Raw genomic sequence first — 11,647 nt, forward strand, 5'->3', positions numbered from 1 at the left:
AATTAAGGAAAAGATCTATGCAACATTTGGATATCGCTGAATTAGTTCGTTCCGCACTGGAAGTAAGTGGTTGCGATCCTTCACTCATCGGAGGAATAGATAGCCATTCAACAATTGTTCTGGATTTATTTGCATTGCCAAGTATCTGTATCAGCGTCAAGGACGATGATGTATGGATCTGGGCGCAATTGGGTGCTGACAGCATGGTGGTATTACAACAGCGGGCTTATGAAATCTTAATGACCATAATGGAAGGATGCCATTTTGCCCGCGGCGGGCAATTACTTCTGGGGGAGCAGAATGGGGAGCTAACGCTTAAAGCCTTAGTGCATCCGGATTTTTTATCTGACGGTGAAAAGTTCTCTACTGCCTTGAATGGGTTTTATAACTATCTGGAAGTTTTTAGTCGGTCGCTAATGAGATGAAAACACCTCGTTTACTGCAATATCTGGCCTACCCACAAAAAATAACCGGCCCAATTATTGAGGCGGAATTGCGCGATGTGGCCATTGGCGAACTGTGTGAAATACGCCGTGGCTGGCACCAAAAACAGGTTGTTGCACGTGCGCAGGTGGTTGGCTTACAGCGGGAACGCACCGTGCTGAGCCTTATCGGCAATGCCCAGGGGCTGAGCCGCGATGTCGTGCTTTATCCCACTGGACGTGCGTTATCGGCGTGGGTGGGATACTCGGTATTAGGCGCGGTGTTGGATCCGACGGGGAAAATCGTTGAGCGTTTTACCCCTGAAGTGGCGCCGATTAGCGAAGAACGCGTTATTGATGTCGCACCGCCGTCTTACGCTTCGCGCGTTGGCGTCCGTGAACCGCTGATTACCGGTGTGCGCGCGATTGACGGGTTATTGACCTGTGGCGTAGGCCAGCGAATGGGCATTTTTGCCTCCGCAGGATGCGGTAAGACCATGCTGATGCATATGCTGATCGAGCAAACGGAGGCGGATGTCTTTGTTATCGGTCTTATCGGTGAACGAGGCCGTGAGGTCACTGAATTCGTGGATATGTTGCGCGCTTCGCATAAGAAAGAAAAATGCGTGCTGGTTTTTGCCACTTCCGATTTCCCCTCGGTCGATCGCTGCAATGCGGCGCAACTGGCGACAACCGTAGCGGAATATTTTCGCGACCAGGGAAAACGGGTCGTGCTTTTTATCGATTCCATGACCCGTTATGCGCGTGCTTTGCGAGACGTGGCACTGGCGTCGGGAGAGCGTCCGGCTCGTCGAGGTTATCCCGCCTCCGTATTCGATAATTTGCCCCGCTTGCTGGAACGCCCTGGGGCGACCAGCGAGGGAAGCATTACTGCCTTTTATACGGTACTGCTGGAAAGCGAGGAAGAGGCGGACCCGATGGCGGATGAAATTCGCTCTATCCTTGACGGTCACCTGTATCTGAGCAGAAAGCTGGCCGGGCAGGGACATTACCCGGCAATCGATGTACTGAAAAGCGTAAGCCGCGTTTTTGGACAAGTCACGACGCCGACACATGCTGAACAGGCATCTGCCGTGCGTAAATTAATGACGCGTCTGGAAGAGCTCCAGCTTTTCATTGACTTGGGAGAATATCGTCCTGGCGAAAATATCGATAACGATCGGGCGATGCAGATGCGGGATAGCCTGAAAGCCTGGTTATGCCAGCCGGTAGCGCAATATTCATCCTTTGATGACACGTTGAGCGGTATGAATGCATTCGCTGACCAGAATTAAAGTATTGCAGCGGCGCTGTACGGTATTTCATTCACAGTGTGAGTCGATATTACTTCGCTATCAGGATGAGGACCGCGGGCTGCAGGCCGAGGAGGAGGCGATCCTTGAACAAATAGCGGGTCTGAAATTGTTATTAGATACGCTGCGTGCAGAAAACAGACAGCTCAGTCGTGAGGAAATTTATACGTTATTACGTAAGCAGTCTATTGTTCGCCGGCAGATAAAAGATTTAGAACTCCAGATTATACAAATTCAGGAAAAACGGAGCGAGCTGGAAAAGAAAAGGGAAGAGTTTCAGAAAAAAAGTAAATATTGGTTGCGCAAAGAAGGGAACTATCAACGCTGGATAATCCGTCAGAAAAGACACTATATCCAGCGAGAGATACAGCAGGAAGAGGCCGAGTCAGAGGAGATAATTTAATGGGCGATGTGTCAGCTGTCAGTTCATCTGGGAACATTTTACTGCCGCAGCAGGATGAGGTCGGCGGTTTATCAGAAGCATTAAAAAAAGCGGTGGAAAAACATAAGACAGAATATTCCGGTGATAAAAAAGATCGCGACTATGGCGATGCTTTCGTAATGCATAAAGAAACGGCTTTACCGGTATTACTGGCGGCATGGCGACATGGCGCGCCAGCGAAATCAGAACATCACAATGGCAACGTTTCTGGTCTGCATCATAACGGAAAAGGCGAACTCAGGATTGCTGAAAAACTGTTGAAAGTCACTGCTGAAAAATCTGTCGGTTTGATCTCTGCGGAGGCCAAAGTAGATAAATCCGCAGCGTTGCTATCGCCTAAAAATAGGCCGTTAGAAAGCGTAAGCGGTAAAAAATTATCTGCTGATTTAAAAGCTGTGGAATCCGTTAGTGAAGTAACCGATAACGCCACGGGAATCTCTGACGATAATATCAAGGCATTGCCTGGGGATAATAAAGCCATCGCGGGCGAAGGCGTTCGTAAAGAGGGCGCGCCGCTGGCGCGGGATGTCGCACCTGCCCGAATGGCCGCAGCCAATACCGGTAAGCCTGACGATAAAGATCATAAAAAGGTTAAAGATGTTTCTCAGCTTCCGCTGCAACCAACCACTATCGCCGATCTTAGCCAATTAACCGGCGGCGATGAAAAAATGCCTTCAGCGGCGCAATCAAAGCCGATGATGACTATTTTTCCCACTGCCGATGGCGTGAAAGGAGAGGATAGCTCGCTGACTTACCGTTTTCAGCGCTGGGGAAATGACTATTCCGTCAATATTCAGGCGCGGCAAGCAGGGGAGTTTTCGTTAATACCGTCAAATACGCAGGTTGAACATCGTTTGCATGATCAATGGCAAAACGGTAATCCCCAGCGCTGGCACCTGACGCGAGACGATCAACAAAATCCGCAGCAGCAACAGCACAGACAGCAATCTGGCGAGGAGGATGACGCCTGATGTCATTGCGTGTGAGACAGATTGATCGTCGCGAATGGCTATTGGCGCAAACCGCGACAGAATGCCAGCGCCATGGCCGGGAAGCGACGCTGGAATATCCGACGCGACAGGGAATGTGGGTTCGGTTGAGCGATGCAGAAAAACGGTGGTCGGCCTGGATTAAACCTGGGGACTGGCTTGAGCATGTCTCTCCCGCTCTGGCGGGGGCGGCGGTTTCTGCTGGCGCTGAGCACCTGGTCGTTCCCTGGCTTGCTGCAACAGAGCGACCGTTTGAGTTGCCCGTGCCGCATTTGTCCTGTCGGCGTTTATGCGTAGAGAACCCCGTGCCGGGAAGCGCGCTGCCGGAAGGGAAATTGTTGCACATTATGAGCGATCGGGGCGGCCTGTGGTTTGAGCATCTTCCTGAACTGCCTGCAGTCGGGGGTGGCAGGCCGAAAATGCTGCGTTGGCCGTTGCGCTTTGTAATCGGTAGCAGTGATACGCAGCGTTCGTTGCTGGGCCGAATCGGGATCGGAGATGTACTCCTGATTCGTACTTCCCGTGCGGAAGTTTATTGCTACGCGAAAAAGTTAGGTCATTTCAACCGTGTTGAAGGGGGAATTATTGTGGAAACGTTAGATATTCAACATATCGAAGAAGAAAATAATACAACTGAAACTGCAGAAACTCTGCCTGGCTTGAACCAATTGCCCGTCAAACTGGAATTTGTTTTGTATCGTAAGAACGTTACCCTCGCCGAACTCGAAGCCATGGGGCAGCAACAGCTATTATCACTGCCGACCAATGCTGAACTTAACGTTGAAATTATGGCGAATGGTGTTTTGCTGGGTAATGGCGAACTGGTACAGATGAATGACACCTTAGGCGTTGAGATTCATGAATGGCTGAGCGAGTCTGGTAATGGGGAATGATATCTCATTAATTGCCTTACTGGCATTTTCCACCCTGTTGCCATTTATTATTGCGTCAGGAACCTGTTTCGTTAAATTTTCTATTGTATTTGTCATGGTGCGTAACGCCCTGGGATTGCAGCAGATACCTTCAAATATGACGCTTAACGGCGTCGCATTGCTGCTTTCTATGTTTGTTATGTGGCCCATAATGCATGATGCCTACGTCTATTTTGAGGACGAAGATGTCACCTTTAATGATATTTCATCATTAAGTAAACACGTTGATGAAGGTCTGGATGGTTATCGCGATTATCTGATCAAATATTCAGATCGCGAGTTAGTTCAGTTTTTTGAAAACGCGCAACTGAAGCGTCAGTATGGAGAAGAGACCGAGACGGTAAAGCGTGACAAAGATGAAATTGAAAAACCATCAATATTTGCGTTATTACCTGCTTATGCGCTGAGCGAAATAAAAAGCGCGTTTAAAATTGGTTTTTATCTCTATTTGCCCTTTGTCGTCGTCGACCTGGTGGTATCCAGCGTGCTACTGGCGCTGGGGATGATGATGATGAGTCCGGTGACGATATCTACACCTATTAAGCTGGTGCTTTTTGTCGCGCTTGATGGCTGGACCTTACTGTCTAAGGGATTGATATTACAGTATATGGACATTGCAACATGACATCATTACGAGACGGGATGGTTAAATGGATGATTTAGTGTTTGCAGGTAATAAGGCGCTCTATCTTGTTTTGATCCTGTCAGGGTGGCCGACGATTGTCGCAACGATTATCGGCCTCCTGGTAGGGTTATTCCAGACGGTAACGCAATTACAGGAACAGACGCTGCCTTTTGGCATTAAATTACTTGGCGTGTGTTTGTGCTTGTTTTTACTGTCTGGCTGGTATGGCGAAGTTTTACTCTCTTACGGGCGTCAGGTGATATTCCTTGCGTTGGCTAAGGGGTAAAAAATGTTTTACGCGTTGTACTTTGAAATTCATCACCTGGTTGCGTCTGCGGCGCTAGGGTTTGCTCGCGTGGCGCCGATTTTTTTCTTCCTGCCGTTTTTGAATAGCGGGGTATTAAGCGGCGCGCCGAGAAACGCCATTATCATCCTGGTGGCATTGGGAGTATGGCCGCATGCATTGAACGAGGCGCCGCCGTTTTTATCGGTGGCGATGATCCCGTTAGTTCTGCAAGAAGCGGTAGTAGGCGTCATGCTGGGCTGTCTGCTGTCATGGCCTTTTTGGGTTATGCATGCGCTGGGTTGTATTATCGATAACCAGCGAGGGGCAACGCTAAGTAGCAGTATCGATCCGGCAAACGGTATTGATACCTCGGAAATGGCTAATTTCCTGAATATGTTTGCCGCTGTCGTTTATTTACAAAACGGCGGCCTGGTCACGATGGTTGACGTGTTAAATAAAAGCTATCAGCTATGCGATCCGATGAACGAGTGCACGCCTTCATTACCGCCGCTATTAACGTTTATTAATCAGGTGGCTCAAAACGCCTTGGTTCTGGCCAGTCCGGTGGTATTAGTGCTGTTGCTGTCAGAAGTATTCCTGGGTTTATTGTCGCGCTTTGCTCCGCAAATGAACGCCTTTGCGATTTCACTGACGGTAAAAAGCGGCATTGCCGTTTTAATTATGCTGCTTTATTTCTCTCCGGTACTACCGGACAATGTACTGCGACTCTCTTTCCAGGCCACAGGATTAAGCAGTTGGTTTTACGAGCGAGGGGCGACGCATGTCCTCGAATAAAACAGAAAAACCGACTAAAAAACGGCTGGAAGACTCCGCTAAAAAAGGCCAGTCATTTAAAAGTAAAGATCTCATTATCGCCTGCCTGACGCTGGGAGGAATTGCCTATCTGGTGTCGTATGGCTCATTTAATGAGTTTATGGGGATAATTAAGATCATTATTGCGGATAATTTTGATCAGAGCATGGCTGATTACAGTTTGGCCGTTTTTGGGATAGGGTTAAAATATCTGATTCCATTTATGCTGCTCTGTTTAGTGTGTTCCGCATTACCGGCGTTATTACAGGCCGGTTTTGTGCTGGCGACAGAAGCATTAAAACCTAATTTATCGGCGTTAAACCCGGTAGAAGGGGCGAAAAAACTTTTTAGTATGCGCACGGTTAAAGATACTGTCAAAACCCTACTGTATCTCTCATCCTTTGTGGTGGCCGCCATCATTTGCTGGAAGAAATATAAGGTTGAAATCTTTTCTCAGTTAAATGGCAATGTTGTGGATATTGCCGTCATTTGGCGTGAACTTCTCCTCGCGCTGGTATTAACTTGCCTTGCTTGCGCATTGATTGTCTTATTATTGGATGCTATTGCGGAATATTTCCTGACCATGAAAGATATGAAAATGGATAAGGAAGAAGTGAAGCGTGAAATGAAGGAGCAGGAAGGGAACCCAGAGGTTAAATCTAAAAGACGTGAAGTTCATATGGAAATTCTGTCTGAACAGGTGAAATCCGATATTGAAAACTCACGCCTGATTGTTGCCAACCCCACGCATATTACGATCGGGATTTATTTTAAACCCGAATTGATGCCGATTCCGATGATCTCGGTGTATGAAACGAATCAGCGCGCACTGGCCGTCCGCGCCTATGCGGAGAAGGTTGGCGTACCTGTGATCGTCGATATCAAACTGGCGCGCAGTCTTTTCAAAACCCATCGCCGTTATGATCTGGTGAGTCTGGAAGAAATTGATGAAGTTTTACGTCTTCTGGTTTGGCTGGAAGAGGTAGAAAACGCGGGCAAAGACGTTATTCAGCCACAAGAAAACGAGGTACGGCATTGAGCCGCGTAAAGCAGTAGCGATGTATTCATTGGGCGTTTTTTGAATGTTCACTAACCACCGTCGGGGTTTAATAACTGCATCAGATAAACGCAGTAGTTAAGTTCTACAAAGTCGGTGACAGATAACAGGAGTAAGTAATGGATTATCAAAATAATGTCAGCGAAGAACGTGTTGCGGAAATGATTTGGGATGCCGTTAGTGAAGGCGCCACGCTAAAAGACGTTCACGGGATCCCTCAAGATATGATGGACGGTTTATATGCTCATGCTTATGAGTTTTATAACCAGGGACGACTGGATGAAGCTGAGACATTCTTTCGTTTCTTATGCATTTATGATTTTTACAATCCCGATTACACCATGGGACTGGCGGCGGTATGCCAACTGAAAAAACAATTTCAGAAAGCATGTGACCTTTATGCAGTAGCGTTTACGTTACTTAAAAATGATTATCGCCCCGTTTTTTTTACCGGGCAGTGTCAATTATTAATGCGTAAGGCGGCAAAAGCCAGACAGTGTTTTGAACTTGTCAATGAACGTACTGAAGATGAGTCTCTGCGGGCAAAAGCGTTGGTCTATCTGGAGGCGCTAAAAACGGCGGAGACAGAGCAGCACAGTGAACAAGAAAAGGAATAATTATGGTAAATGACGCAAGTAGCATTAGCCGTAGCGGATATACCCAAAATCCGCGCCTCGCTGAGGCGGCTTTTGAAGGCGTTCGTAAGAACACGGACTTTTTAAAAGCGGCGGATAAAGCTTTTAAAGATGTGGTGGCAACGAAAGCGGGCGACCTTAAAGCCGGAACAAAGTCCGGCGAGAGCGCTATTAATACGGTGGGTCTAAAGCCGCCTACGGACGCCGCCCGGGAAAAACTCTCCAGCGAAGGGCAATTGACATTACTGCTTGGCAAGTTAATGACCCTACTGGGCGATGTTTCGCTGTCTCAACTGGAGTCTCGTCTGGCGGTATGGCAGGCGATGATTGAGTCACAAAAAGAGATGGGGATTCAGGTATCGAAAGAATTCCAGACGGCTCTGGGAGAGGCTCAGGAGGCGACGGATCTCTATGAAGCCAGCATCAAAAAGACGGATACCGCCAAGAGTGTTTATGACGCTGCGGCCAAAAAACTGACGCAGGCGCAAAATAAATTGCAATCGCTGGACCCGGCTGACCCCGGCTATGCACAAGCTGAAGCCGCGGTAGAACAGGCCGGAAAAGAAGCGACAGAGGCGAAAGAGGCCTTAGATAAGGCCACGGATGCGACGGTTAAAGCAGGCACAGACGCCAAAGCGAAAGCCGAGAAAGCGGATAACATTCTGACCAAATTCCAGGGAACGGCTAATGCCGCCTCTCAGAATCAGGTTTCCCAGGGTGAGCAGGATAATCTGTCAAATGTCGCCCGCCTCACTATGCTCATGGCCATGTTTATTGAGATTGTGGGCAAAAATACGGAAGAAAGCCTGCAAAACGATCTTGCGCTTTTCAACGCCTTGCAGGAAGGGCGTCAGGCGGAGATGGAAAAGAAATCGGCTGAATTCCAGGAAGAGACGCGCAAAGCCGAGGAAACGAACCGCATTATGGGATGTATCGGGAAAGTCCTCGGCGCGCTGCTAACCATTGTCAGCGTTGTGGCCGCTGTTTTTACCGGTGGGGCGAGTCTGGCGCTGGCTGCGGTGGGACTTGCGGTAATGGTGGCCGATGAAATTGTGAAGGCGGCGACGGGGGTGTCGTTTATTCAGCAGGCGCTAAACCCGATTATGGAGCATGTGCTGAAGCCGTTAATGGAGCTGATTGGCAAGGCGATTACCAAAGCGCTGGAAGGATTAGGCGTCGATAAGAAAACGGCAGAGATGGCAGGCAGCATTGTTGGTGCGATTGTTGCCGCTATTGCGATGGTAGCGGTCATTGTGGTGGTCGCAGTTGTCGGGAAAGGCGCGGCGGCGAAACTGGGTAACGCGCTGAGCAAAATGATGGGCGAAACGATTAAGAAGTTGGTGCCTAACGTGCTGAAACAGTTGGCACAAAACGGCAGCAAACTCTTTACCCAGGGGATGCAACGTATTACTAGCGGCCTGGGTAATGTGGGTAGCAAGATGGGCCTGCAAACGAATGCCTTAAGTAAAGAGCTGGTAGGTAATACCCTAAATAAAGTGGCGTTGGGCATGGAAGTCACGAATACCGCAGCCCAGTCAGCCGGTGGGGTTGCCGAGGGGGTATTTATTAAAAATGCCAGCGAGGCGCTTGCTGATTTTATGCTCGCCCGTTTTGCCATGGATCAGATTCAGCAGTGGCTTAAACAATCCGTAGAAATATTTGGTGAAAACCAGAAGGTAACGGCGGAACTGCAAAAAGCCATGTCTTCTGCGGTACAGCAAAATGCGGATGCTTCGCGTTTTATTCTGCGCCAGAGTCGCGCATAAAAACTGCCAAAATAAAGGGAGAAAAATATGTTAATTAGTAATGTGGGAGTAAATCCCGCCGCTTATTTAAATAATCATTCTGTTGAGAATAGTTCACAGACAGCTTCGCAATCCGTTAGCGCTAAAGATATTCTGAATAGTATTGGTATTAGCAGCAGTAAAGTCAGTGACCTGGGGTTGAGTCCTACACTGAGCGCGCCTGCGCCAGGGGTATTAACGCAAACCCCCGGAACGATCACGTCCTTTTTAAAAGCCAGTATTCAAAATACCGACATGAATCAGGATTTGAATGCTCTGGCAAATAATGTCACGACTAAAGCGAATGAGGTTGTGCAAACCCAGTTACGCGAGCAGCAGGCAGAAGTCGGAAAGTTTTTTGATATTAGCGGAATGTCTTCCAGTGCCGTTGCGCTGTTGGCTGCCGCGAATACGTTAATGCTGACGTTGAACCAGGCTGATAGCAAACTGTCTGGTAAGTTGTCATTAGTCAGCTTTGATGCAGCTAAAACGACGGCAAGCTCCATGATGCGCGAAGGGATGAATGCGTTGTCCGGTAGTATTTCCCAGAGCGCGCTTCAGTTGGGGATCACTGGCGTGGGCGCCAAACTGGAATATAAGGGGCTGCAGAATGAAAGAGGCGCGCTTAAACATAATGCCGCGAAGATCGATAAACTGACCACTGAAAGCCACAGTATTAAAAACGTGCTGAACGGGCAGAATAGCGTCAAACTCGGTGCTGAAGGCGTCGATTCTCTGAAATCGTTAAATATGAAGAAAACCGGTACCGATGCGACGAAAAATCTTAATGATGCGACGCTTAAATCTAATGCCGGAACCAGCGCCACGGAAAGTCTGGGTATTAAAGACAGTAATAAACAAATCTCCCCTGAACATCAGGCTATTCTGTCGAAACGTCTTGAGTCTGTCGAATCCGATATTCGTCTTGAGCAGAATACCATGGATATGACCCGAATCGATGCGCGCAAGATGCAGATGACGGGCGATCTGATTATGAAAAACTCAGTTACGGTCGGTGGTATTGCAGGGGCGTCCGGGCAGTACGCCGCTACTCAGGAACGTTCCGAGCAGCAAATTAGCCAGGTGAATAACCGGGTTGCCAGCACCGCATCGGACGAAGCCCGTGAAAGTTCACGTAAATCGACCAGCCTGATTCAGGAAATGCTGAAAACAATGGAGAGCATTAACCAGTCGAAAGCATCCGCACTCGCTGCTATCGCAGGCAATATTCGCGCTTAATCTGAAAGGTCATCTATACGCCATCAGGGGTGTGATTTAATCGCGCTCCTGATGGCGAACTGGGGATATTATGCTTAATATTCAAAATTATTCCGCTTCTCCTCATCCGGGGATCGTTGCCGAACGGCCGCAGACTCCTTCGGCGAGCGAGCACGCCGAGATTGCCGTGGTACCGTCTACCACAGAACATCGCGGTACAGATATCATTTCATTATCGCAGGCGGCTACTAAAATCCAGCAGGCACAGCAGACGCTGCAGTCAACGCCACCGATCTCTGAAGAGAATAATGACGAGCGCACGCTGGCGCGCCAGCAGTTGACCAGCAGCCTGAATGCGCTGGCGAAGTCTGGCGTGTCATTATCCGCAGAACAAAATGAGAACCTGCGGAGCGCGTTTTCTGCGCCGACGTCGGCCTTATTTAGCGCTTCGCCTATGGCGCAGCCGAGAACAACCATTTCTGATGCTGAGATTTGGGATATGGTTTCCCAAAATATATCGGCGATAGGTGACAGCTATCTGGGCGTTTATGAAAACGTTGTCGCAGTCTATACCGATTTTTATCAGGCCTTCAGTGACATTCTGTCCAAAATGGGAGGCTGGTTATTACCAGGTAAGGACGGTAATACCGTTAAGCTAGATGTTACCTCACTCAAAAATGATTTAAACAGTTTAGTCAATAAATATAATCAAATAAACAGTAATACCGTTTTATTCCCAGCGCAGTCAGGCAGCGGCGTTAAAGTAGCTACTGAAGCGGAAGCGAGACAGTGGCTCAGTGAATTGAATTTGCCGAATAGCTGCCTGAAATCTTATGGATCCGGTTATGTCGTCACCGTTGATCTGACGCCATTACAAAAAATGGTTCAGGATATTGATGGTTTAGGCGCGCCGGGAAAAGATTCAAAACTCGAAATGGATAACGCCAAATATCAAGCCTGGCAGTCGGGTTTTAAAGCGCAGGAAGAAAATCTGAAAACCACATTACAGACGCTGACGCAAAAATATAGCAATGCCAATTCATTATACGACAACCTGGTAAAAGTGCTGAGCAGTACGATAAGTAGCAGCCTGGAAACCGCCAAAAGCTTCCTGCAAGGATAACAGAAGAG

At 48.4% G+C, this 11,647-nt stretch carries 13 protein-coding genes; all 13 read left to right on the plus strand.

Annotated elements, in window-relative coordinates; genetic code table 11:
- Positions 1-17 precede the first annotated feature (17 nt).
- The 13 genes from spaK (at position 18) to sipD (ending at position 11,639) form a co-directional block, all read left to right on the plus strand.
- On the plus strand, positions 18-425 hold the full coding sequence (gene spaK / locus NA986_RS09025) for an SPI-1 type III secretion system chaperone SpaK (protein ID WP_001164066.1): 408 nt from the start codon (positions 18-20) through the stop codon (positions 423-425).
- Positions 422-1,717 carry a SctN family type III secretion system ATPase InvC gene (gene invC / locus NA986_RS09030; RefSeq protein ID WP_000856766.1) on the plus strand — a complete coding sequence of 432 codons (1,296 nt, stop codon included), beginning with the start codon at positions 422-424 and terminating at the stop codon, positions 1,715-1,717. The genes spaK and invC overlap by 4 nt, the downstream gene beginning before the upstream one ends.
- A complete protein-coding gene (spaM, locus tag NA986_RS09035; RefSeq protein WP_000555884.1) occupies positions 1,695-2,138 on the plus strand; it encodes an SPI-1 type III secretion system protein SpaM in 444 nt (147 codons plus the stop codon). Before invC ends, spaM begins: the two co-directional genes overlap by 23 nt.
- Entirely contained in the window at positions 2,138-3,148 is a 1,011-nt protein-coding gene (gene spaN / locus NA986_RS09040) for an SPI-1 type III secretion system protein SpaN (RefSeq protein WP_023216106.1), read from the plus strand. Before spaM ends, spaN begins: the two co-directional genes overlap by 1 nt.
- Positions 3,148-4,059 carry an SPI-1 type III secretion system protein SpaO gene (gene spaO / locus NA986_RS09045; protein ID WP_000058734.1) on the plus strand — a complete coding sequence of 304 codons (912 nt, stop codon included), beginning with the start codon at positions 3,148-3,150 and terminating at the stop codon, positions 4,057-4,059. The genes spaN and spaO overlap by 1 nt, the downstream gene beginning before the upstream one ends.
- Positions 4,049-4,723 carry an SPI-1 type III secretion system export apparatus protein SpaP gene (gene spaP / locus NA986_RS09050; protein WP_000526016.1) on the plus strand — a complete coding sequence of 225 codons (675 nt, stop codon included), beginning with the start codon at positions 4,049-4,051 and terminating at the stop codon, positions 4,721-4,723. The genes spaO and spaP overlap by 11 nt, the downstream gene beginning before the upstream one ends.
- A 25-nt stretch (positions 4,724-4,748) precedes the next feature.
- On the plus strand, positions 4,749-5,009 hold the full coding sequence (spaQ, locus tag NA986_RS09055) for an SPI-1 type III secretion system export apparatus protein SpaQ (protein ID WP_000342503.1): 261 nt from the start codon (positions 4,749-4,751) through the stop codon (positions 5,007-5,009).
- Positions 5,010-5,012: 3 nt separating this feature from the next.
- Complete coding sequence (gene spaR, locus NA986_RS09060; protein ID WP_023216107.1) at positions 5,013-5,804, plus strand: SPI-1 type III secretion system export apparatus protein SpaR; 792 nt, start codon at positions 5,013-5,015, stop codon at positions 5,802-5,804.
- Positions 5,791-6,861, plus strand: coding sequence for an SPI-1 type III secretion system export apparatus protein SpaS (spaS, locus tag NA986_RS09065; protein ID WP_000097721.1), 1,071 nt, complete (start codon positions 5,791-5,793; stop codon positions 6,859-6,861). Before spaR ends, spaS begins: the two co-directional genes overlap by 14 nt.
- Positions 6,862-6,998: 137 nt before the next feature.
- The gene (gene sicA / locus NA986_RS09070; protein WP_000386309.1) at positions 6,999-7,496 is read left to right on the plus strand and encodes a SycD/LcrH family type III secretion system chaperone SicA; all 498 of its coding nucleotides are present in this window, start codon (positions 6,999-7,001) and stop codon (positions 7,494-7,496) included.
- A 2-nt stretch (positions 7,497-7,498) separates the two neighbouring features.
- Positions 7,499-9,280 carry an SPI-1 type III secretion system needle tip complex protein SipB gene (sipB, locus tag NA986_RS09075; protein ID WP_000245782.1) on the plus strand — a complete coding sequence of 594 codons (1,782 nt, stop codon included), beginning with the start codon at positions 7,499-7,501 and terminating at the stop codon, positions 9,278-9,280.
- Between the two features lie 27 nt (positions 9,281-9,307).
- On the plus strand, positions 9,308-10,537 hold the full coding sequence (gene sipC / locus NA986_RS09080) for an SPI-1 type III secretion system needle tip complex protein SipC (protein WP_000909028.1): 1,230 nt from the start codon (positions 9,308-9,310) through the stop codon (positions 10,535-10,537).
- 70 nt (positions 10,538-10,607) lie between these two features.
- Entirely contained in the window at positions 10,608-11,639 is a 1,032-nt protein-coding gene (sipD, locus tag NA986_RS09085; protein ID WP_000932241.1) for an SPI-1 type III secretion system needle tip complex protein SipD, read from the plus strand.
- The last annotated feature ends 8 nt before the right edge of the window (positions 11,640-11,647 follow it).

The sequence above is a fragment of the Salmonella sp. NW177 genome (assembly GCF_051811585.1).
Classification (GTDB): Bacteria; Pseudomonadota; Gammaproteobacteria; order Enterobacterales; family Enterobacteriaceae; genus Salmonella; species Salmonella enterica.